General features: G+C 49.0%; 17 protein-coding genes, 7 tRNA genes and 1 other RNA gene. 20 read left to right on the forward strand and 5 right to left on the reverse strand.

Annotated elements, in window-relative coordinates:
• Positions 1-6: 6 nt before the first annotated feature.
• The 10 genes from nspC (at position 7) to OCV81_RS08015 (ending at position 3,214) form a co-directional block, all read left to right on the forward strand.
• Complete coding sequence (gene nspC / locus OCV81_RS07970) at positions 7-1,173, forward strand: carboxynorspermidine decarboxylase (RefSeq protein WP_022354024.1); 1,167 nt, start codon at positions 7-9, stop codon at positions 1,171-1,173.
• A 369-nt stretch (positions 1,174-1,542) separates the two neighbouring features.
• Positions 1,543-1,615: transfer RNA gene (locus OCV81_RS07975), tRNA-Gly, on the forward strand.
• A 33-nt stretch (positions 1,616-1,648) separates the two neighbouring features.
• Positions 1,649-1,732, forward strand: a tRNA-Leu gene (locus OCV81_RS07980).
• Positions 1,733-1,757: 25 nt separating this feature from the next.
• A tRNA-Leu gene (locus tag OCV81_RS07985) sits at positions 1,758-1,842 on the forward strand.
• A gap of 9 nt (positions 1,843-1,851) precedes the next feature.
• Positions 1,852-1,924 (forward strand) — tRNA-Gly (locus tag OCV81_RS07990).
• A 40-nt stretch (positions 1,925-1,964) separates the two neighbouring features.
• Positions 1,965-2,045 (forward strand) — tRNA-Leu (locus OCV81_RS07995).
• A 9-nt stretch (positions 2,046-2,054) separates the two neighbouring features.
• Positions 2,055-2,130, forward strand: a tRNA-Gly gene (locus tag OCV81_RS08000).
• Between the two features lie 19 nt (positions 2,131-2,149).
• Positions 2,150-2,222 (forward strand) — tRNA-Gly (locus tag OCV81_RS08005).
• A 135-nt stretch (positions 2,223-2,357) separates the two neighbouring features.
• Positions 2,358-2,570: a hypothetical protein gene (locus OCV81_RS08010; RefSeq protein ID WP_022354908.1), complete on the forward strand. Its 213-nt coding sequence runs from the start codon at positions 2,358-2,360 to the stop codon at positions 2,568-2,570.
• Between the two features lie 38 nt (positions 2,571-2,608).
• On the forward strand, positions 2,609-3,214 hold the full coding sequence (locus tag OCV81_RS08015) for a riboflavin synthase (RefSeq protein WP_022354909.1): 606 nt from the start codon (positions 2,609-2,611) through the stop codon (positions 3,212-3,214).
• A gap of 64 nt (positions 3,215-3,278) precedes the next feature.
• Here the strand turns inward: OCV81_RS08015 and OCV81_RS08020 are convergent, their stop codons facing one another.
• Positions 3,279-4,595 carry a YihY/virulence factor BrkB family protein gene (locus tag OCV81_RS08020; protein WP_148329573.1) on the reverse strand — a complete coding sequence of 439 codons (1,317 nt, stop codon included), beginning with the start codon at positions 4,593-4,595 and terminating at the stop codon, positions 3,279-3,281.
• Positions 4,596-4,619: 24 nt separating this feature from the next.
• An RNA gene (rnpB, locus tag OCV81_RS08025) (RNase P RNA component class A) lies at positions 4,620-4,983 on the reverse strand.
• A gap of 302 nt (positions 4,984-5,285) precedes the next feature.
• Here rnpB and OCV81_RS08030 point away from each other — a divergent pair.
• From OCV81_RS08030 to OCV81_RS08050, 5 genes are all read left to right on the forward strand, one after another.
• Positions 5,286-6,782 (forward strand): trypsin-like peptidase domain-containing protein, encoded by a 1,497-nt coding sequence (locus tag OCV81_RS08030; protein ID WP_148329574.1) that lies wholly within the window; start codon positions 5,286-5,288, stop codon positions 6,780-6,782.
• A 262-nt stretch (positions 6,783-7,044) separates the two neighbouring features.
• Complete coding sequence (locus OCV81_RS08035) at positions 7,045-7,905, forward strand: sigma-70 family RNA polymerase sigma factor (RefSeq protein WP_021971286.1); 861 nt, start codon at positions 7,045-7,047, stop codon at positions 7,903-7,905.
• A 166-nt stretch (positions 7,906-8,071) separates the two neighbouring features.
• Positions 8,072-8,479 (forward strand): hypothetical protein, encoded by a 408-nt coding sequence (locus OCV81_RS08040; protein ID WP_022354912.1) that lies wholly within the window; start codon positions 8,072-8,074, stop codon positions 8,477-8,479.
• Positions 8,476-9,747, forward strand: coding sequence for a clostripain-related cysteine peptidase (locus tag OCV81_RS08045; protein ID WP_262640280.1), 1,272 nt, complete (start codon positions 8,476-8,478; stop codon positions 9,745-9,747). Before OCV81_RS08040 ends, OCV81_RS08045 begins: the two co-directional genes overlap by 4 nt.
• 85 nt (positions 9,748-9,832) lie before the next feature.
• On the forward strand, positions 9,833-11,086 hold the full coding sequence (locus OCV81_RS08050) for an Nramp family divalent metal transporter (RefSeq protein ID WP_022354914.1): 1,254 nt from the start codon (positions 9,833-9,835) through the stop codon (positions 11,084-11,086).
• Positions 11,087-11,093: 7 nt separating this feature from the next.
• Here the strand turns inward: OCV81_RS08050 and OCV81_RS08055 are convergent, their stop codons facing one another.
• Entirely contained in the window at positions 11,094-12,455 is a 1,362-nt protein-coding gene (locus OCV81_RS08055; protein WP_148329575.1) for an MATE family efflux transporter, read from the reverse strand.
• Between the two features lie 87 nt (positions 12,456-12,542).
• Between OCV81_RS08055 and OCV81_RS08060 the strand changes: the two genes are divergently transcribed.
• The 4 genes from OCV81_RS08060 (at position 12,543) to ettA (ending at position 17,031) form a co-directional block, all read left to right on the forward strand.
• On the forward strand, positions 12,543-13,190 hold the full coding sequence (locus OCV81_RS08060; protein WP_022354916.1) for an HAD family hydrolase: 648 nt from the start codon (positions 12,543-12,545) through the stop codon (positions 13,188-13,190).
• Positions 13,191-13,254: 64 nt separating this feature from the next.
• Positions 13,255-14,076 (forward strand): 3-methyl-2-oxobutanoate hydroxymethyltransferase, encoded by an 822-nt coding sequence (gene panB / locus OCV81_RS08065; RefSeq protein ID WP_022354917.1) that lies wholly within the window; start codon positions 13,255-13,257, stop codon positions 14,074-14,076.
• Between the two features lie 125 nt (positions 14,077-14,201).
• Positions 14,202-15,323 (forward strand): MFS transporter, encoded by a 1,122-nt coding sequence (locus OCV81_RS08070; RefSeq protein ID WP_148329576.1) that lies wholly within the window; start codon positions 14,202-14,204, stop codon positions 15,321-15,323.
• A 19-nt stretch (positions 15,324-15,342) separates the two neighbouring features.
• On the forward strand, positions 15,343-17,031 hold the full coding sequence (ettA, locus tag OCV81_RS08075) for an energy-dependent translational throttle protein EttA (RefSeq protein ID WP_148329577.1): 1,689 nt from the start codon (positions 15,343-15,345) through the stop codon (positions 17,029-17,031).
• Positions 17,032-17,222: 191 nt separating this feature from the next.
• Here the strand turns inward: ettA and OCV81_RS08080 are convergent, their stop codons facing one another.
• Both OCV81_RS08080 and OCV81_RS08085 read right to left on the reverse strand, forming a co-directional pair.
• Positions 17,223-18,410, reverse strand: coding sequence for an alkaline phosphatase family protein (locus tag OCV81_RS08080; RefSeq protein ID WP_148329578.1), 1,188 nt, complete (start codon positions 18,408-18,410; stop codon positions 17,223-17,225).
• A gap of 92 nt (positions 18,411-18,502) precedes the next feature.
• Positions 18,503-21,703 carry a TonB-dependent receptor gene (locus OCV81_RS08085; RefSeq protein WP_148329579.1) on the reverse strand — a complete coding sequence of 1,067 codons (3,201 nt, stop codon included), beginning with the start codon at positions 21,701-21,703 and terminating at the stop codon, positions 18,503-18,505.
• A gap of 420 nt (positions 21,704-22,123) precedes the next feature.
• On the opposite strand from OCV81_RS08085, the gene OCV81_RS08090 reads away from it, so the two are divergent.
• Entirely contained in the window at positions 22,124-23,299 is a 1,176-nt protein-coding gene (locus tag OCV81_RS08090) for an MFS transporter (protein ID WP_148329580.1), read from the forward strand.

Below are 23,299 nucleotides of genomic sequence, written 5' to 3' on the forward strand. Positions count from 1 at the left end.
AAGACAATGATAAAAGACTGGGACAAGATACCCTCTCCGTGCTATGTCATGGAGGAGGAGTTGCTGAGAAAGAATCTCACACTGATCAAGCACGTGGCCGATACGGCAGGGGTGGAAATCATTCTGGCGTTTAAAGCTTTCGCCATGTGGAAATCGTTCCCGATTTTCCGGGAATACATCCGTTACACCACGGCCAGTTCCGAATACGAGGCTCGTCTGGCTTTCGAGGAGTTTGGCAGCAAGGCCCACACGTATTCACCCGCCTATACGGCACAGAATTTTCCGGCTTTCCTGAAATACAGCAGTCACATCACCTTCAACTCGCTGTCGCAGTACGAACGGTTCTATCCGATGGCCAAGGCGAATCCGGAACCAGTGTCCTGCGGTATCCGCGTCAATCCCGAATATTCGGAAGTGGAGGTGGAACTGTATAATCCGTGTGCGCCGGGCACCCGTTTTGGGGTAACGGCCGACCAGTTGCCGGAGCAGTTGCCGGAAGGAATTGAAGGGTTCCACTGTCATTGCCATTGCGAGTCGAGTTCCTACGAACTGGAACGCACGCTTCAGCACATTGAAGAAAAGTTCAGTCGCTGGTTTCCGCAGTTGAAATGGCTGAATCTGGGAGGAGGCCATCTGATGACACGGGCCGATTACGACGTGGACCATCTGATTCGCTTGCTGCAAGGACTGAAGTCGCGCTATCCACATTTGCAGATTATCCTGGAACCGGGCTCAGCTTTCACCTGGCAGACTGGTCCGCTGGTGGCTTCGGTGGTCGACGTGGTGGAAAACCGGGGCATACGGACAGCCATTCTTGATGTCAGCTTCACCTGCCACATGCCCGACTGTCTGGAGATGCCTTATCAGCCGCGGGTGCGTGATGCCGAGTCATTGCCTGCCGATGCAGTGAAAACCGCTCCGAAAGAAGCGCATGTGTACCGGTTGGGCGGCAACAGTTGCCTGAGTGGTGACTACATGGGCAGTTGGAAGTTCGACCACGAGCTGCAGGTAGGCGAGCGGGTTGTGTTTGAAGACATGATTCACTATACCATGGTCAAGACGAACATGTTCAACGGCATCCATCATCCGTCGATTGCCATTCTGCATACCGACGGCGAACTGGAAGTGTATCGCACTTTCCACTACGAGGATTATCGCGACCGCATGTGTTGAGAGGACTGTAAAAAAACACTTAGACGTTTGTGGGAAAACGCTTAGGCATTTGAAGTAAAACATCTAAGCGTTTCAATCAAAACTCTTAGGCGTTTGAAGGAAAACTCTTAGGCGTTTCCCTTCAAACGCCTTTACGTTTTTTAGTGAGCGTCTTAACTCTTCTTTTTCTCTACAGAAGTCTTCTGATGTCTTCATTTTCAGATTTTTCTGCATGCGGAAACCGCCTGAAGCGCAGGATGGCTCATGTGGCCGCTGAAGAAAAATGTCACTTTTTTCAAAAAAAGATGCCCGATAGTTTTGGTAGTTTCAAAAAAACGACTACCTTTGCACTCGCAATCGGGAAAAATGATGAACGGTTGCAGAAATGATGCGGAAATAGCTCAGTTGGTAGAGCATAACCTTGCCAAGGTTAGGGTCGCGAGTTCGAGTCTCGTTTTCCGCTCAGCGAAAAAGAAAAGAGTTGCGCTAAGCAAATGCCCAGGTGGCGGAATGGTAGACGCGCACGTTTCAGGTGCGTGTGTCGAGAGGCATGCAGGTTCGAGTCCTGTTCTGGGCACCATAACAATTCTTTTCTTTTTCTTTTTGGAGGAATGGCGGAATTGGTAGACGCGCCACTTTGAGGGGGTGGTGACAGTTTATGTCGTGTGAGTTCGAGTCTCATTTCCTTCACATAAAATTGCGGAAATAGCTCAGTTGGTAGAGCATAACCTTGCCAAGGTTAGGGTCGCGAGTTCGAGTCTCGTTTTCCGCTCAAGCGTTTTTTTGATGCGCGAAGGTCGAAAGGCCGTAATGCCCAGGTGGCGGAATGGTAGACGCGCACGTTTCAGGTGCGTGTGTCGAGAGGCATGCAGGTTCGAGTCCTGTTCTGGGCACTACACATTGCGGAAATAGCTCAGTTGGTAGAGCATAACCTTGCCAAGGTTAGGGTCGCGAGTTCGAGTCTCGTTTTCCGCTCCAATTTGTTTACTGAAAATTTGCGGAAATAGCTCAGTTGGTAGAGCATAACCTTGCCAAGGTTAGGGTCGCGAGTTCGAGTCTCGTTTTCCGCTCGGAGGAGAAGACAGCGCCAGTTGTTTTCTCTTTTTTTATGTGTTTTTCCTGTGTGGATTTTTTTTGAATATCTCTTGCGGGGATTATAAGGAATTTGATATATTTGCGCCTGCAATCAGAAAAAGGAAAAAGTCATGAAAACGTATGATATTTATTTCTCGGACGGAAGTTCGAGCGACAATAAGGGGTTTTCCATCAAGACACCCGAAAAGGCTATCCACATGGCAGAGGATATGCTGGTAAAAGGCAACAGTTACATTGATGATTATGCCGGAGGGACAATTTCGGTCGTAGCTTCCGATGGAGAAGTGGTGTGGAGCAGTCCGATACCTCCCAAAGGAAAGTAAAAGCACGTATTAGTATATCATTAAAAACCATAAGATTTATGTTTTCTGGAATAGTAGAAGAATATGCGGAAGTGGTCAAGGTGGTAAAGGATCAGGAAAACCTGCACCTGACACTGAAATGTTCGTTTGTAGACGAGTTGAAAATAGACCAGAGTGTGTCCCACAACGGGGTGTGCCTGACAGTGGTGAGCATTCAGGACGGCACTTATACGGTGACGGCCATGAAGGAAACCATCGAACGTTCCAATATCGGCCTGCTGGTTCCGGGGGATAAGGTGAACGTGGAACGCAGCATGATGATGAACGGACGGCTGGACGGACACATCGTGCAGGGGCATGTAGACCAGACGGCGGTTTGTACGGCCATCGACGATGCACAGGGAAGCTGGTATTTCACGTTCAAGTACGACTTTGACAAGGAAATGGCAAAACGCGGCTATTTTACGGTGGACAAAGGTTCTGTCACGGTGAACGGGGTGAGCCTGACTGTCTGCAATCCGACGGCCGACAGTTTCCAGGTGGCCATCATTCCTTACACGTATGAGCATACCAACTTCCATACCATTAAGGTGGGTAGTGTGGTGAACATCGAATTTGACATTATCGGGAAGTATTTGAGCCGCATGATGCAGCTCACGAAGTAATGGCCGGTTGTGTCCGGCTCTCAGGCGCAGTTCTCAGGGGAATCTGGGAGCTGCGCCTGTTTTTTTACAGGTCCTTCAGCAGGATGTGACTGTTCTTTTCCGTATATTCTTTGCGGGCTTCTATCAGGGCCTGCCAGGCGGCTGAATAATGTCCCGGGTCGACTTTGAAATCTTCTGCTCCGTTGGCATCCAGTTGGCTGAGCAGGGTTCCCACGCTCAGTCGGTTGATGTCAATGCCCGGAAGATAGCGTGGTTCGCGTGATTTCTCTTCTCCACCGGCGTCTGCTTCGTAAATCAGCCGTATGTCTTGTAATTCATACAAAATGCTCTTTGTCAGCCGGATAGGAATCTTGTGTTCCTTGCTGAGGGCTTCTGCCGTGTAAGGACGGCCGCCTGTGGCAAACCGCTTGCAGATGGAACTCAGGATGATGGTGCAGAAGAAATCGTGAAAGCGGCGGCTGATGTGGGCCGTTTCCTTTCCGAAGTTGAAGGTGGAAATGTTTTGGCTGATGTAGCTCATCTCGGCTCCGAACAGGCAGATGCTCCAGGAAATCTGTGCCCATAACAGGAACATCGGAATGGCCGCGAAACTTCCGTAGATGGCGTTGTAGTTGGAGACCCATATCTGGCTGTTGATGTAAACATACTGGAAGGCCTGGAAAGCACTTCCGGCCAGTATGCCGGGCAGCCAGGCATGGGTGAGCTTGACTTTCGTGTTGGGCATGAAGGTGTAGAGCCCGATGAACATTCCCCAGATAAGCGCGTAGGGGATGAGGCGGACAAAGAATTTCAATACCGGAGCCAGTACCATGAAGTTTTGCATTTCCTTGACATAGGTGGTCATGAAGATGGTCAGACCGCTGGATACTACCAGCAGTATCGGGAGCAACAGAATCATGGAAAAGTAGTCGGTTATCTGGCGGAACACGCTGCGGGGTTTCTTTACTTGCCAGATGGCGTTGAAACTGCGTTCGATGTTGTCAATCAGCAGCAGGATGGTGCCTAGCAGCATGATGAGGCCAATGCCGATGAAGATACCGCTTTGTGCATGCTCCAGGTAGGAATTGATCCAACTGATAATCAGTTCGGCCTGCGAACCGGTCATCCCGCTTCGGAACTGCGACTCGACCATTGCGTCGAATCCGAATCCCCGGGCGATGGCGAACAGCAAGGCCAGGATGGGGATGATAGAGAGCAGGGTACTGTAGGTCAGTGCAGAGGCACGCACTACAATACGGTCGTTGATGAACTGGATGATGGAGAGATAGACTATTTTAAGGCAAGTGTAGGCCTTCCACTGAAGGTGGGTGACTTCATCTTCTCGGATGCGCCATATACCGTCGTCCAGAAAATGAATCAGCGCTTTTATTCGGGCGTTCATGGTCAGCGTGTTTAAGTGAAAAAAGAAAGCAGCCGGTCTATAAGCCGGGTTCTGTCACCCTGCAGGTGCAGGGGAGCCTGTCATTTATCTACGCCTGCCGTCACCGACAGGCTCTAGCGGTCCACCCTCCGACGTGGGGCGAGCAACCCTCGTTAATGCCGGTTTACATGACCTTACAACTCCTAAGATGCACAGCCCGCATATCGCTATACGGCTGGTAGGCTCTTACCCTACCTTCTCACCCTTACCTCCGGGTGGAGGCGGTTCTTTTCTTCTGCATTACTCTGCCTTTGCAGGCGGCTTTCTGTTAGGAAGTAGGATGCTCTGCGTTGCCCGGACTTTCCTCTTCTACCTATTATATAGTATCAGCGACAGACCGATCGACTGCTTTCTCTTTGCAAAGGTACGCAAATAAACGGAATTTGTGCTATAATTGACGGGATTCTTTTGAATCGGGCGGAAGGATGACTTTCTGACTGACAGGACGATTTGGCAGAGGTGTCATGATTTCACTGGTAATGAATGTAAATTTGTCAGATAGGGCAGTTAACTGCGGTTAATGCCTTTCTTTCCATTGTTAAAAGACGGAAAAAAGAATGGGGGAAGAGTACACTCGTATGGAATTTGTTCTACTTTAGCAAATGAAAAGTTAAAACAAAGTCGAAATTAACATTTTAAACAATAGAAGATATGAAAACAACAACTAAGTTTGCGATAGGTTCAGTAGCAGTCATTGCACTGAGTGCCGGAGTGGCCGGAGTTACTGCGTATGCCATGATGGAGAAAAATCAGGCAAACGCGTCTTTTTATGAAGCTTTTGACACTGCGTCTCCTTTGCGTACGGCAGCGTTCGATGCATCCAGCATGCAGCCGGTCGATTTGACGAAAGCGGCAGAAAGCACGTTGAACTCCGTGGTACATATCATGTCTATTCAGCGTAGTAAGATTCAGACAATTCAGGGTCAGCCCGATATATTCGATTTCTTCTTCGGTGACGGAAGAGGACGTCAGCAGCAAGTACAGACTCCGGAACAGAGAGGTTTCGGTTCGGGTGTCATCATCTCCAAGGATGGTTACATCGTGACCAACAACCACGTGATTGACGGAGCCGATGAAATCAACGTGAAGTTGCACGACGGACGCGAGATGAAAGGTCGTGTCATCGGTACAGACCCGACTTCCGACTTGGCACTGGTCAAGATCGAAGGAGATGATTTCCCGGCTATCGTGGTCGGCAACTCCGACAACCTGAAAGTAGGTGAGTGGGTATTGGCAGTCGGTAACCCGTTCAACCTGGGTTCTACAGTGACAGCCGGTGTGGTCAGTGCGAAGTCTCGTGGACTGGGTGCCAACCAGGTAGAATCCTTCATTCAGACCGATGCCGCCATCAACCAGGGTAACAGTGGTGGTGCGCTGGTCAATGCCAAGGGTGAGCTGGTAGGTATCAACGCCATGCTGTATTCTCCGACAGGAGCCTACTCCGGTTATGGTTTCGCCATTCCGGTAAGCATCATGACCAAGGTGGTAACCGACTTGAAGCAATATGGTACCGTACAGCGTGCATTGCTGGGTATCGGCGGTCGTGACATGGGTAACGAAGTTTATCCGGATGAAATCCGCAAGGAACAGAAGGAACTGGGTGCTACCGAAGGAGTACAGGTGGTAGAAATCACAGACGGTGGCTCAGCCGACGGAATCTTGCAGAAGAACGATGTTATCCTGAAGCTGAACGACACCAAGGTGAAGACGATGGCCGACCTGCAAGGTATGCTGGCTAAGTATCGTCCGGGTGACAAAGTGAAAGTTACCGTATTGCGTGACAAGAAAGAAAAGACCTTTACCATTACCTTGAAGAATTCTCAGGGAACTACCAAGGTGGTAAAACAGGCCGATATGGAAATCTTGGGTGCTGCCTTCCGTGCCGTGCCGAAAGAGCTGAAGGAACAGTTGAACTTGGGTTACGGAGTGGAAGTAACCGGTGTCAGCGACGGAAGAATGAAAGACAGCGGTATTCGCAAGGGATTCATCATCCTGAAAGCCAACGGAAAGCAGTTGCGCAGCGTGCAGGATCTGGAGAACGTGATGAAAACCGCTTCTCAGTCAGCCGATCAGGTACTGTTCATGACCGGTGTATATCCTTCTGGTAAACGTGCAAACTATGCAGTCGACTTGTCACAGGCCGAATAAACGCATGATTAAGGTAGAAAGATTTTAGCTACGTGAAGGCACTTCGGAATTCCGAAGTGCCTTCTTTGGTGCTTTTTATAAGAGTAGACTGTCCGTAGGGGAATGAACAATCGGGCAGTCTTCTCTGTTCCTTTTTTGGCAGGAGATTGACAAAAAGAGAGTGTCTGTGCAACTTTAAGAAAATTATAGATTCTTTCTTCGGAAAATCGCTGTCAGAATAAAAAATATTTTGTACTTTTGTGCCCAAATCATTTTATATAGAATGAGACAGTTAAAGATTACTAAAAGTATCACTAACCGAGAGAGCGCTTCTTTGGATAAGTATTTGCAGGAAATCGGTCGTGAAGATTTGATTACTGTAGAAGAGGAGGTAGAACTCGCTCAACGTATCCGTAAAGGTGACCGTGCGGCATTAGAGAAACTTACACGTGCCAACCTACGATTTGTGGTGTCTGTAGCCAAACAGTATCAGAACCAGGGTTTGAGCTTGCCGGATTTGATTAATGAAGGTAACCTGGGATTGATTAAGGCCGCTGAAAAGTTTGATGAAACCCGTGGTTTCAAATTCATCAGTTACGCCGTTTGGTGGATTCGTCAGTCTATTTTGCAGGCACTGGCAGAACAGTCACGTATCGTGCGTTTGCCGTTGAACCAGGTTGGTTCACTGAATAAAATCAGCAAGGCATTCTCTAAGTTCGAACAGGAAAACGAACGTCGTCCGTCGCCGGAGGAACTGGCTGATGAGCTGGAAATCCCGGTAGACAAGATTTCGGATACGCTGAAGGTTTCCGGTCGCCACATTTCCGTGGATGCTCCTTTTGTGGAAGGAGAGGACAACAGTCTGCTGGATGTGCTGGTGAACGATGATTCTCCGATGGCCGACCGCTCTTTGGTGAATGAATCACTTTCGAGGGAAATTGACAGGGCACTTTCTACGTTGACCGAAAGGGAGAAGGATATCATCCAGATGTTTTTCGGTATTAACACGCAGGAAATGACGTTGGAAGAAATCGGCGACAAGTTTGGGCTCACCCGTGAGCGTGTTCGCCAGATTAAGGAAAAGGCTATTAGACGATTAAGACAAAATTCTCGTAGTAAGCTGCTCAAATCTTATTTGGGATAAGGTAGAGATTGATTTCCGAAAAAAACAGGAGAGATGTATGAAGACAGGCTCAGTCTTGATACATCTCTTTTTGTGTGTATAAAGGCTTTTTGTTTGTTAATTTAATAGGTCTTCTTTCGGTTTTTACGCATAATTGTGTACTTTTGCCCCCATAAATTGATGAATTATGCGTTACACAAAATTTTTCTGTTTCTTGTTTATGATGGTATTGGCTGTTTCTGCATTCAGCAAGCAGCCGAAAGATAAAAATAAATATGGTGTCTATCTGGCTGGTGTTTCGGCTTCTTTTACAGATTCGCTGGTTTATTTCACAGGTGTACAGTACTTGGACAGTGCGTCAGTAGATGGTAAAGGATTGCTGGTGGGACGTGCGCTGTATAGCATCCAGTTGAAAGACTATCTGGAACAGAAGCAGAATGGGAAGAACCGTACTTGTTTCATTTTCTTTAGCCGGAAGAAAAAAAATGTGCAGAAGGAATTGAAAAAGATGAAGGAAAGATACGCTAAGGGCAGTTCGCTGGTTTTGCAGGATGTAAATGCAGAGTTTAAGTTTGAAAAGCCTGATTTTGAATGAGAACAATGAAGAAGTGGATTTATTGTCTGCTGGTCGTCTTTTTGGCGGCGTGTTCCAATGAAATACCGGAGCAACAGCCGGCCAAGCGTTCCGGACGCACGGTACTGGCCTATCTGATATCGAATAATCAGGCGGGATCGCTCGATACTTATTTGCAGAATAATGTGGTAGACATGTATGAGGCTTTGGGGAATATGAAAGAGTCTTGTACGTTGTTGGTGTATTACCGGCCATACACAGGGGATGAACCGTTAGGGTATCCGACATTGATGAGTTTTTATGCCGACGGACGTGGAAATATCAATGGCTCGGCCGCTTTGACAGGGACTAATCTGACTTTTTCTGCTATCTGTCAGGTGGCGGAGAAGAAACAATATACGATGAGCGGCCAGATTGCGACCGATCCGACAGTGATGGAAGAAGTCTTTAAAGACATGCAAGCTGTGGCCCCGTCAGAGAGTTATGGCGTGATTTTCGGTTCGCATGGCACGGGGTGGATGAAAGGAAACTCCGTACGGACCAAGGCTTTCGGAGATGACAATGGGTATCATATCAATATCCCGGACCTGGCCAATGTCTTGAAGAACAGTTTCACGGATAAACTTGATTTTGTGCTGTTTGATGCCTGCATGATGGGGACGGCAGAAGTGTGCTACGAACTGAAGGAGGTAACTTCACACTGTGTAGCTTCGGTGATGGAAACACCTGTATACGGATTTCCTTATGCACAGATTCTTCCTTATCTGTATGTAGATAACGTGGATTACTCGACGGTATGTCATGAGTTTATTTCTTTTAATAAGACGAAAGACTTGTGGGGAACTTGTGCGGCTGTCGACTGTAGTCAGATGGAGAACCTGGCCGAGGCGGTGAAGAGTAAGCTGACGGAATGGGAAGATGCCTTGCCTTCTGTATCCATGGAGAACGTGCAGCAGTATGGAGTGGGAAGTTACCGGTATTTTTCATACGATGTGCTCGATTTCTTCCGGGAACTGGGACGGAAAAGCGGAGTGGCTGATACGGACCTGAATACGGAAATTGCGTCGGTGCAGACTGCGTTGAATCAAGCGGTGGTTGCCAAGGAATGTCTGGCGGGACCGGAGTATGAGTTTGATGGGCTAACGATAGATGATACCCGTTTTTGTGGAATCGGTATGTATATTCCGGAAGCATACAATCCCTATGTGACAAGTAAGACTTCCTGGAATACGTATTACGAAAGCTCCATCGCGTGGTACCGTGCCGCAGGTTGGGATACTTTGAACTAACTGATAATAGCTGACTTCTTGACTCTTTGTGTAAACTTTCTATAGGGTAAATGTGTTTTTATTGTTTTAAGACAGATTTATAAGTATGTGGAATTTCATCAAAGAGCTACGACGTAAGGACCATCCGCGTTACTTGGGTGGTCTTGATTTCTTTAAATACATCGGTCCGGGCTTGCTCGTGACCGTCGGTTTCATCGACCCGGGCAACTGGGCTTCGAATTTTGCGGCAGGGGCCGATTTCGGCTATTCCCTGCTGTGGGTCATCACTTTGTCGACAATCATGCTGATTGTGTTGCAGCACAATGTGGCACATTTGGGTATCGTTACCGGGCTTTGCCTGAGCGAGGCGGCCACGAAATACACCCCCAAATGGGTGTCGCGTCCTGTGCTGGGTACGGCGGTACTGGCCTCCATCTCCACTTCCCTCGCCGAAATTCTGGGAGGGGCCATTGCCTTGGAAATGCTGTTTCACATTCCCATCATCTGGGGAGCCCTGTTGACGACGGTGTTTGTTGTCATCATGCTTTTTTCCAATTCTTATAAACGGATTGAGCGGGCCATCATTGCCTTTGTGTCCGTCATCGGACTGTCTTTTTTGTACGAACTGTTTCTGGTAGAGATTGATTGGCCGTTGGCGGCCCGTTCGTGGGTAGTGCCTTCCCTTCCTCAAGGAAGTCTGCTTGTCATTATGAGCGTATTGGGAGCAGTGGTCATGCCTCACAATTTGTTCTTGCATTCGGAGGTGGTGCAGAGCCGGGAATACAACAAGCAGGACGATGCTTCCATCCGCAAACTGCTGAAATATGAATTTTATGATACCCTGTTCTCCATGGGAGTGGGCTGGGCCATCAACAGTGCGATGATTCTGCTGGCGGCAGCCACTTTCTTCACCCATGGAATAGAGGTGGAAGAATTGCAACAGGCCAAGAGTCTGTTGGAACCTTTGCTGGGCAGTCAGGCGGCCCTGGTGTTTGCCTTGGCCCTGCTGATGGCTGGTATCTCGTCGACGGTGACGAGCGGCATGGCGGCAGGTTCCATCTTTGCCGGGATGTTCGGAGAGTCGTATCACGTGAAGGACATCCATTCGCGGGTGGGCATTCTGCTTTCCCTGGGAGTAGCCCTGGTGGTGATTCTGTTCATTGACAACCCGTTTCAGGGATTGATTCTCTCGCAGATGGTGCTGAGCATCCAGTTGCCGTTCACCATTTTCCTGCAAGTGTGGCTGACTTCCTCCCGACGCGTAATGGGGCCGTATGCCAATTCCCGCTGGAGTACGTGGGTACTCTATGCCATGGCTGTGGTGGTGTCTGTGCTGAACCTTGCACTGCTGTTTTCGTAAATGTTTGTCAGGCTTCGTGCGGAGTGACTTCCGTCATTTTCTTTTTGAAATGATACATCAGCATGAGGGCGGCTACCGCAAAGGCCAGTCCGTCGGACAGCGGCATGCTGAACCATACCCCTTTCAGTCCGTAGACAGGCGGCAGCCAGGCCAGTCCCGGAAGCAGGAAGAGCAGCTGGCGGGAGAGAGACAGGAAGATGGAAATCCGAGCCTTTCCGATGGACTGGAAAAACTGGGTGATGACAATCTGTGCCCCCACGACTGGGAAGGCCAGGATACCAATTCGCAAGGCGAGGATGGCGTCGTCCATCAATTCCTGGCTGTCGGTAAACATTCCTACGAAGAGTCCGGGGAACAGTTCTCCTACGGCAAATCCCACGGTGGTGATGATACAGGCCGCCGTAATACCCAGTTTCAAGGTACGTTTCACCCGACTGAAATGACGGGCCCCGTAGTTGTAGCCCGTAATGGGTTGCATGCCCATGGTGATACCCATCACAATCATGACAAACAACATCTGGATGCGGTTGAGGATGCCGAAGGCTCCGATGGCCATGTCGCCCCCGTAGGTAAGCAGCCGGTTGTTGATGAAGATGACGATGCAGCAGGCACATACGTTCATGACGAACGGCGACATGCCGATGGCAAAAATATTCCCTATAATTTTCTTTTGCAGGCGAAGGTTGGGCCGGTGAAAATGGATGTAGCTTTTCGGGATGCAGAAGTGATAGAGCACCCAAATCATGCCGAAAAACTGTGAGCAGACTGTGGCCAGTGCCGCTCCCCGGATGCCCCAGTCGAACACGAAGATGAAGATGGGAGCCAGAATGATGTTGCATCCCACCGTCAGCATGGACGAGAGCATGGCCTTGCGCGGATAGCCCGTGGCCCGCATGACGTTGTTGAGTCCGATCATGACATACGAGATGGGGCTGCCCAGCAGGATGACCTGCATGAAGTCGCGGGCATAAGGCATGGTCGCTTCACTGGCTCCGAAGAAAAACAGAATCGGTTCCAGGAAGATGAACGCCAGTCCCCCGTAGAACACGGCATTGATGACACAGAGAATCGCCACATTGCCCAAGATGTCTTCGGTCCCTTTCTTGTCTTTCTGTCCCAGACGGATGGAGGAGAGTGTAGCACCTCCCACACCCACCAGCGTACAGAACGCCACCAGCAGGTTCATGAGCGGGAAGGTGATGGCCAGTCCCGAGATGGCCAGTGCCCCCACACCGTGTCCGATGAAGATACTGTCGATGATGTTGTAGAGCGAGGTCAGCGTCATGCCGATGATGGCCGGGATGGAATATTCCAGCAACAGTTTCCCGATGGGAGCCTCTCCCAGGATATGCGGATTGTTCTCTTTCATGCGAAATTTGTTTATTTTAATTCTCAAAGTTAGGAATATGAACCGATATTTCAGAACTTTGCACCGTTAAATCAAACTAAACATCGAATGGACAAAACGAAATGTGTAGCCGCCCTTTTTGATTTCGACGGGGTGGTGATGGATACTGAATCGCAGTACAGTCTTTTTTGGAACAAGGTAGGAAAACAATATCATCCGGAATACGAGGAATTCGGACGGGTCATCAAAGGACAGACTCTCAAACAGATTTACGACCGCCATTTTCAGGGTATGGAGCAGGAACAGGCTGAAATTACCGACCGTCTGAACCGTTTCGAGACGGAGATGAAGTATGAATACGTGCAGGGAGTGGAAGCGTTCATGCGCAGCCTGCGTGCCCACGGCGTGAAGATTGCCATCGTGACCAGCTCGAACGAGAAGAAGATGGCCAATGTCTACGCCACGCATCCCGAACTGAAGGGACTGGTCGACCGGATTCTGACAGCTGAAATGTTCCATAAGTCGAAGCCGGAACCCGACTGTTTCCTGCTGGGGGCCGAGGTGTTTGATACCGTGCCCGAAAACTGTGTGGTGTTTGAAGACTCTTTCCACGGCATTCAGGCCGGAAATGCGGCAGGGATGGCTGTCGTGGGGCTGAGCACGACCAATCCGGCGGAAGCCATTCAGAATCAGTGCGCTTTGGTGATTCCGGATTTTCGTCATTTTACCTACGAGGCCATGATGAACTTGCTGTAACATTTGTCTGATTCAGAAAAATCGGCTATTTTTGCGGAAATTTTATTAAATAGGAAAAAGAATTATGGCAGGATATCTTTCAGGTGACACTCGCAAAGTGACGACTCACCGTTTGATTGAAATGAAACAAAGAGGTGAAAAAATCTCCATGCTGACCTCTTATGACTATACCATGGCACAGATTGTAGACGGTGCCGGAGTAGACGTGATTCTGGTAGGAGATTCGGCTTCGAATGTGATGGCCGGCAATGTGACCACCCTTCCTATCACGGTAGACCAGATGATTTATCATGGTAAATCGGTGATGCGTGGCGTGAAACGTGCATTGGTGGTTGTCGATATGCCGTTTGGTTCGTACCAGGCCGACCCGTTCGACGGGGTACGCAATGCCATCCGCATCATGAAAGAGACGCATGCCGATGCGTTGAAGCTGGAAGGCGGAGAAGAAGTCATCGACGTGATTCGCCGCATCATCGGGGCCGGCATGCCGGTGATGGGACACCTGGGACTGATGCCGCAGTCTATCAACAAGTATGGCACCTACGGCGTGCGAGCCAAGGAAGAGGCTGAGGCCGAGAAGCTGATAAAAGACGCCCGTCTGCTGGAAGAAGCTGGCTGCTTCGGGCTGGTGCTGGAAAAAATCCCCGCCGAACTGGCAGCCCGTGTGGCCAAGGAACTGACCATCCCCGTGATTGGTATCGGTGCCGGAGGTGGAGTCGACGGACAGGTACTGGTGGTGACCGACATGCTGGGCATGACCAAAGGATTCAGCCCGCGCTTCCTGCGTCGTTACGCCGACCTGAATACGGTGATGACGGATGCCATCGGGCATTACGTGGCCGACGTGAAGTCGAGCGACTTCCCCAATGAGTCGGAGCAGTATTAAGCCTGTTGTTTTTTGACAAAGCATAAAGGTGCATGGACTGTAGGACCGGGCGGTCAGTTTCCGGCAGGTGGTACAGTCTGTGCATCTGTGTTTTAGACAAGATAGAGACGAGAAAAGAAAAAAGAATGTGGAATCGAAATTTTAATCTTTTACTTACAGCGAATTTTTTCCTGTACACGGCGGTGTATATGCTTTTCCCGGTGCTGCATCGGTGGATGGTGGGCGAGGGAGGCTATACCAACCTTCAGGCCGGAGGTACCATTGCCATTTTCGGAATTTCCTTGTACATCTTCGGCGTTTTCAACAATTACCTGGTCGATACGTTCAAGCGTAAAGCGGTGTGCACGCGCAGCATCCTGTTGCTGGCGTTGGTGGGACTGATTTATCCTTATTCTCCGGGAATAGGGACCATTGTAGCCCTTCGGGTATTGCAGGGAGCCTTGTTTGGGGTCGTGCTGATGTCGATGGGAAGTACGCTGGTCATCGACGTGACGCCCACCCACTGTCGGAACAGGGCCAACCTCACTTTCACCTGGTCGGGGGTGCTCGGCATGCTGTGTGGCATCTGGGGTGGATACAGTCTGGGGGATTTCCTTTCCTTCCAGCACGAACTGTACCTGTTTGCCATCCTGTGTGTGATACCTATCCTGCTGGTATCGATGGTGGAAGTCTGTTTCCGCGCTCCGCTGGATTTACCGCTGATGTCGTTCGACCGCTTTCTGCTGTTCCGCACCCTGCTTCCGGGACTGAACATGATGGTGGTCCCCTTCATTTTGGGGGTGGTATTCAGCACGATATTCGATAGTTTTTTCTACATTTGTGCAATGGCTGGATTTGTGGTCTTCCTGTTGCTCGACCGGATGTTCCGCAGTCAGGCCGACGGACGCTTCCTGAATGCCGCAGGCCTTGTGCTGATGGGTGTGGCTTTGCTGATGCTTTACCTTTCGGATGGCCGTGATTCCCTGTGGGGAGCCGGATTCCTTCTCGGACTGGGCATGGGACTGTCTCTGTTGCAGTTCCTGCGGATGATGATTTATCTTCCGCAGCATTGTGAGCGGGGGACAGGCTACCACACCTACCAGCTGTTGTGGGAGTCGGGCGTGATGCTGGGCGTAGTGCTCGGAAAATACGTGGAAGACTCCATGAAGCGGCAGTACCTGCTGGCCTTGCTGGTCTGCATGGTGGGACTGCTGGTCTATCAGGTAGCCATTCACCGCTATTTTGTGCGACGAATGAGAAACAGATAACTTAACCAATATAAAGAATATGGCAGACGACAAGAAAATTATCTTTTCAATGGTGGGAGTGAGCAAGTCATTCCAGAACAACAAGCAGGTATTGAAAGACATCTACCTATCCTTTTTTTATGGCGCGAAAATCGGAATCATCGGTCTGAACGGTTCCGGTAAGTCTACGTTGATGAAAATCATTGCCGGACTCGACAAGAATTACCAGGGCGAGGTGGTGTTCTCGCCGGGATACAGTGTCGGCTATCTGGCACAGGAACCTCAGCTCGACGACGCGAAGACCGTGAAGGAAGTCGTGATGGAAGGGGTGCAGCAAGTGGTAGACACGCTGGCCGAATACGAAGAAATCAACCAGAAGTTCGGTTTGCCGGAGTATTACGAAGACCCGGAAAAGATGGACGCCCTCTTTGCGCGTCAGGCTGAACTGCAGGATATCATTGATGCTACTGATGCGTGGAACCTCGACAGCAAGCTGGAGCGGGCGATGGATGCCCTGCGCTGTCCGCCGGAAGACCAGCTGGTGAAGAACCTCTCCGGAGGTGAACGCCGCCGGGTGGCCTTGTGCCGTCTGTTGTTGCAGAAGCCCGACATCCTGTTGCTCGACGAGCCGACCAACCACCTGGATGCGGAAAGCATCGACTGGCTGGAACAGCACCTGCAGCAGTACGAGGGAACGGTGATTGCCGTGACACACGACCGTTACTTCCTGGACCACGTGGCCGGATGGATTCTGGAACTCGACCGTGGCGAAGGTATTCCTTGGAAGGGAAACTATTCCAGCTGGCTGGAGCAGAAGACCAAGCGCATGGAGATGGAAGAAAAAACGGCCAGCAAGCGCCGCAAAACCTTGGAACGCGAGCTGGAGTGGGTGCGCATGGCGCCCAAGGCCCGTCAGGCCAAGGGTAAGGCCCGTCTGAACTCGTACGACAAACTCTTGAACGAGGACGTGAAGGAGAAGGAAGAGAAACTGGAAATCTTCATCCCGAACGGTCCGCGTCTGGGCAACAAGGTCATCGAGGCCAAGCACGTGGCCAAGGCCTATGGCGACAAGCTGCTCTTTGACGACCTGAACTTCATGTTGCCGCCTAACGGCATTGTGGGAGTGATTGGTCCGAACGGTGCCGGAAAGACCACCCTGTTCCGCCTGATTATGGGACTGGAAACGGTGGACAAGGGCGAGTTTGAAGTGGGCGATACCGTCAAGATTGCTTACGTGGACCAGCAGCACAAGGACATTGATCCGAACAAGAGCGTATATCAGGTCATCAGCGGAGGTAACGACCTGATTCGTATGGGCAACCGCGATGTGAACGCGCGTGCCTACCTGAGCCGCTTCAATTTCTCCGGTTCCGACCAGGAAAAGCTCTGCGGCATGCTTTCGGGTGGTGAACGCAACCGTCTGCACTTGGCCATGGCCCTGAAGGAAGAAGGCAATGTGCTGTTGCTCGACGAGCCGACCAACGACATCGACGTGAACACGCTCCGGGCATTGGAAGAAGGTCTGGAAGACTTTGCCGGTTGTGCCGTAGTCATCAGCCACGACCGTTGGTTCCTCGACCGTATCTGTACGCACATCCTCGCATTCGAGGGAGACAGCCAGGTGTTCTACTTCGAAGGTTCCTATACGGAATACGAGGAAAACAAGATGAAGCGCATGGGCAATGTAGAACCGAAACGCGTGCGCTACCGCAAACTGATGGAAGACTGATTTTCAATTGTTTACATAAAGCATAAAAACGCTTCGACGTTCGGATGAAAACGTCGAAGCGTTTTTGTTTAAACACCTAAGCGTTTAAGAGAAAACGTCTAGGCGTTTTACTTAAAACGCTTAGGCATTTCCTTCCAAACGTCCTTGTGTTTTTTAAAAACGTAAGGACGTTTTTTGATGATTTATAAATCTCACTGAATCAGCATGTTTTCCACCTCTTCCAGACTGCCGTCCGTTTTTTCGGGAGTGACGTGCAGCAGGCGGGCCAGCAGGGAATAAAGCGATACGTTGCGGAACTTCGGGGCTTCATAGCCTTTCTTGAAGTCGGGTCCGCAAGCCCGGAACATCACCTGCATGTCATCGTAGGTCGGGTCGAAACCATGAGCTCCCGGAAGTGTCTGGGTACCTTCTTCCACCAGCCAGCCCAGGTCGGGCAGTACGAGGATGTCGCCCACGCGTGGATTGCTGCCGTAGTGCAGGTAAGCCGGAATCTCTTCTTTCTTCCATACCCGCACGTGGTCCAGTCCCTGCAAGGCCTGATACACCGAGTCGCGGTATTCCGGTTTCGTATAAATCTGTGCCGGCAGGTTACCGTCAATCAGCGTGTACCATTTCTCGTTCAGCAGGTGCTTGATGGGCACAAAGCGGTCGGCACTTACCGTGGCCATGCCGTGGTCGGCTGTCACAATCAGGTTGATGTCCTTTCCGAAAGGCAGGCTCTGCAATCCCTCCCACAAGTATCTCATGAGTCCGTCCAGCTCTTCAATGCAGCGGCGTGTTTCCTTACTGTGCGGGCTGTAGCGGTGACCGTACGTGTCGGAATCTTCAAAGTACATCATAATCAGTTGAGGCCGTTCTTCTTCTGGCAGTTTCAGCAACCTCAATGCTTCGGCCACACGTTCCGTTTGTGTGAGCCGCGGTTGCTGGTCGTACACATGGTAGTAGGTGGGGTGCTGTCCCTTGACGGCGATGTCGGAGCCTACCCAGTAGATATTGCCCGTCTTGATGCCTTGTTTCTGTGCCGTAATCCAGATAGGTTCGCCGCCGTAGTAGGCAGGGTTGTTGCGGGTTTCCGGCTTGGTCATCTTGTAGAGCTCTTTGCGTTCCGGGTCCCAGAACGTATTGGCCACGAGGCCGTGGTGGTCGGGCACCAGTCCCGTGGCCATGGTGTAATGGTTGGGGAAGGTTTTCGACGGGAAAGAAGGAATCATGGTGGCCTTCACCCCTTCGCGGGCCATCTGGTCGAAGAACGGAGTGTCGTACATTTTAGGATAATCCCAGCGGAATCCGTCGAGGGAAACAATCACGGTGTAGTGCTTTCCGGCCCAGATAGAGAGGCAGATGCACCACATCATACACAGCGAGATAATTTTTTTCATAAGTCTGGTTTGTTTTTAGGGTGATAAAAAGAAAGGTGTATTGCCGTTCTTTCGTGGGCAATACACCTTTTATGTAAAGGGTTAGTCTTTCATTAGAAAGTCAGTCTTACACCCACCTGGCAGTGCCAGCGTGAGCTGATGTCGCTCTTCTGGATTTCAGCATTGTTGTAGTAATATAATGGTGTTGTACCATCTGCTGCAAATTCTTTAAGAGTCAAAGGGGAAAGATTGTAAGCGGATTCATAGCTTGCACCCCATTTTTTGTTCAGCATATTGGCAAAGTTGATTATATCGAATGTAAATTCTAGCTTGCCCATGCCTTCAATGTTATAAATAGTTTGTGCTAAGTGTAAATCAATCTCATGTTCCCATTTGCTTAAGTTTGAATTGCGTTCAGCATACTGGCCTCTGTGATTCTTGGCGTAGCTGTCGTTCTCAATCCATTGTTTGAATGCTTCACGGCTCTGTGCTGCAGTCATGATAACTTTGCCTGTTTCTTCATCAATGTTATCAACGAAAGTCATTTTGTTTAACTCTTCATCAGTTGGTATGTAAAGCAAAGAGTTTCCTTTTTGGCCATCGCCGTTAAAGTCCTGCTTTTCGTTCATTGTCAGGCTATAGCGGCTTCCAGAGAATCCATTATAAATAACTGCAATTGTAGTGCTTGTCCATCCATTCCAATATTTAGGACTGCTATAAGAGGCTTGAACCATTACACGGTGAGGAATATCAAACTTAGAAAAACCGAGCTCATTCTGAGAGTTAGTATCTACTGAATAGTTATATTTCCAGTTAGAATAAGCAACAGAACTTGTTCCATCGTTTACTGATTTTGCATGTCCAAAGGTATATGATGCAGACATGTCCAAACCAAAGTTAAAGTGTTTTTCCAGCATTGCAGACAAAGCATAAGTATATCCTTTGTTGGTGTTTCTTAAATTAATAATGCTGTAGTAATCACTTTTAGCTTTACTATAATATGGAGCAGCAGATGCTTCAACTCCCGGAATAGCATATACTTTTTCACCTTTATTTGTCAGTGCTAGGTTTTCAAAGAAGACATTATTCATGGTTTTTGAATAGATTCCTTCCAATGTCATTTTGATGTCACCTGGCAACATTTGTTCTAAAGCAAGGTTGGCGCGGAATACCTGCGGATATTTAAAGTCTTTGGATACAGTTACAATATCCGGACTGAAATAACCACTTCCTGAATTTGCTCCAGCCATAGGATCGTTGGCATATTGTCCTAATGAAGGAGCTGTGTGAGTATGATTTTTACCATCTTTGGGTTCAATAGTGGTACCTTTACTTTCCATACCGGTGTTGTTGAAAGCATTTGACAACCATACAAATGGTACACGACCAGTAAAGATACCTATACCACCACGTAATAATGTGTTATGTGAATCGTTTGTATACCAACGGAAACCGACACGTGGCGAGAACAATACTTTTGCACTTGGGTTTTCTCCAACACGTACGTTGAATCCTTGCTGTGCCGCGTATTCATTAAATGTTGGATTTTCAGTTGGATTGTTAAATATTACAGGAATATCTATACGCAAGCCATACGTCAGGTTGAAATTTGTGGTTACATCCCATTTATCTTGTGCATAGAAACCAAACTGTCCAGACTTCATGGCTGGAGCCCATTGTGTATCACCCCCAGTTAATTCAGGGTCTGTATATTTATAGGAGAACTTATAAGGCTGGTCATCTAAAAATCGTTGTAAATCAGCATAATACCAAGATCCATTTACTGCTTGGATGAATAAGTTCTTCATGCGGTAGATTTCATTGTGCGTACCGAATGTCAGGGTATGGTTACCTAAATACCAAGAGAGATTGTCTTCGAATGTATAGATGTCCTGATCCAGGTAATTGGCACCAGAAGAATATTCTGTACCGATGTTAGCGGTAATAGCTGTTTTTTGGTCACCACCTAAAATGTTTTCAATTTGAACTGTTGGTCCTTGGTAAGCAACATCACGATGGTCACGAATAAAACTGGCTGAAGCACGAAACTCATTGTAGAGGTTTTGTCCTAAGTGAGAAGTTAATTCAGCTACGATAGAGTTTGTTTTATTGTTCATACGGTATCCGCTGTTTACGAAGGTATATGACGTGGATCCTACTCCGTAATTATCATCGTATGAGTTGTTGTGTTGGTAACGCAGAGCTAATTTGTGGTTCTGGTTGATATTCCAGTCAATACGAGCTAACAGTCCAAATGATTTACTTTCAATGTCACGCTGTCCGTATCCTTCCTGAATACCGGTTAGTTTTGCATATTGGTCAGCAATCTGTTTGGCTACATCGTTGGTGATATAGCTGTCTGTGTAACCAGGATATACGCTTGAAGGATAAGATTCTTTCTTCGCTTCTGCGCTTACAAAGTAGAACAATTTGTCTTTTACGATGGCACCGCCCAATGTTCCACCATAAGTACGAGTGTACTGTTGAGTGAGCGGAGATTTTTCATAATCGCGTACGGCACTGTATTTACCATACATGTTGTGGTTGTTGAAGTAAGTGTAAGCCGAACCGTGAGTGGTGTTAGTACCCTGCTTGGTAATGGCATTGATACCACCTCCAGTAAATCCGCTCTGGCGTACGTCGAAGGGAGCTACAACCACCTGGATTTCCTGGATGGCATCCATTGAAATCGGGTTGGCCCCCGTCTGACCGCCGTTGGTTCCGGATGCAGACAGACCGAACACGTCGTTACTTACCGTACCGTCAATCTGGAAACTGTTGTAGCGGTTGTTTGAACCGGCGAAGGTGATACCTCCGTTCTTGGAAGTCATGGCCATCGGCATGTTCTTCACGATGTCGTACACGTTACGGTCGACTGTCGGAGTGTTTTCGATTTTCTGGGTCGAGAAGTTGTGGGCTGCTCCGGCATTGGCTTTGGCATCGGCTACCACTACGACTTCGTCCAGCAGTTCTGAACTCGGTTTCATTTCAGCGTTCAGGCTGAGGGTGTTACCCAGTTCGAGGGAAATACCCGTGTAGGTCGTCTTGTTGTAGCCTACGTAGGAGATCTCAATTTTGTAGGGACCACCGGTACGCATACCTTGGATGGTGTAACGTCCGTCTACGTTCGTGACTGCACCGTAAAGCGTACCCGAAGGTTCGTGAATGGCTACCACTGTAGCGCCAATGACCGGTGCTTTGGTTTCATCGAGAACTTTTCCGCTGATAGCAGAAGTGGTTACCTGAGCATTTGCGCCTGCCGCCATGGCTGAAACGACCAATGCTGAAAACAGGAATTTGGAATGATGTACCATAAAAGTTTAATTAAATGAAATGTAAATCTATTTTTAGTGTTTGTCAGTTTAATGCTTTGTTGTTGGGGAAAGTCTGATAGTCAGTTCCTTCCGTTTTCATTCGCAAAGTTAAAAAATCTTTTTTACCCGTATGGAGGGGAGGTAACGTTTTAACAAAACAGGCGGTAGATAATTAACTATTTTATTTTCCGGTTCTTTTGTCGGATGACTTCATTGGTGGCCTGTGTGGTTGATTTTATGCGGTTTGCCTTTCCTCCAAGTCTTGTAATTGTTTTGTAATTTATTTACTCATTCCGCTTGCTTGCGCGAGGTTACTGCATGAATTTTACATTTGTCTTCTCTCTTAATCTGTGGCCCATCATTTCAGACTTTTGTTTTTTTCCGTATTTTTGCGGGCAAAAGAAAGACGTAGAAGCACGTATGAAACAAAAACTGGAAGAAAATAAAGGAATACCGGCACAACTGTTGTGGATGCTGGCAGTCATTTCGGGATTGTCGGTGGCCAATCTGTATTATAACCAGCCGTTGCTGAATCGTATCAGTGAAGACCTGGACATTTCGGAGTTTACGGCCAACCTGATACCGATGACTACGCAGATTGGATATGCGCTGGGTTTGCTGTTTATCATTCCTCTGGGAGACTTGTACAACCGCAAACACATCATAGTGGTAAACTTTCTGCTGCTGGTGGCTGCTACGTGCAGCATCGCTTCTTCTTCGAGTGTACCTTATATTCTGGCAGCTTCGCTGGTGACGGGTGTCTGCTCGGTCATGCCGCAAATCTTTATTCCGATAGCGGCACAGTTTTCACTTCCGCAAAACAAGGCCCGCAATGTAGGAATGATGGTCAGCGGTTTGTTGACGGGTATTCTCGGCTCTCGGGTAGTCAGTGGGTTTGTCGGTGAATATTGGGGCTGGCGCACCATGTACTATATCGCCGCTGTACTGATGCTTTTGTGTATTTTTCTTATTCTCCGGGTGTTGCCGGATATGCCTTCGAACTTCAAGGGAACCTATGGCGGACTGATGAAGTCGTTGTTCTCATTGTATCGGAATAAACCCACTATCCGGATGGTTTCGGTACGGGCCGGATGCTGTTTCGGCAGTTTCTTGGCTTTGTGGGCATGCCTTGCCTTCAAGTTGAGTGGAGAGCCTTTTCATGCGGGAAACAATGTGATAGGCATGTTGGGGTTGTGTGGCATCGCGGGGGCGTTGACGGCTTCATTTGTGGGTAGTCTGGTGCACAAGCTGGGCGTACGCTTTTTCACTTACCTGGGTTGCGGGTTGATGATCCTGGCCTGGGTGGTGATGTACATGCTCCAGAATTTCTACATCGGGTTTATCATAGGCATTGTGGTGATAGACATCGGTATGCAGTGCATTCAGATAAGCAACCAGACGTGTGCCTTGTCGCTGGCACCGAAAGCGACCAATCGTGTGAATACCATTTTTATGACGACATATTTCGTGGGCGGTTCGCTCGGTACCTTCCTGGCCGGTACATGCTGGCATGCATTTGGCTGGGCCGGTGTGACGGGAGCCGGAATCGGATTGGCTGTAGTGTCTCTGCTGATTACGCTTTTCGCCCGGAATTGA

This window comes from Phocaeicola fibrisolvens, assembly GCF_025567125.1.
Taxonomy (GTDB): domain Bacteria; phylum Bacteroidota; class Bacteroidia; order Bacteroidales; family Bacteroidaceae; genus Phocaeicola; species Phocaeicola fibrisolvens.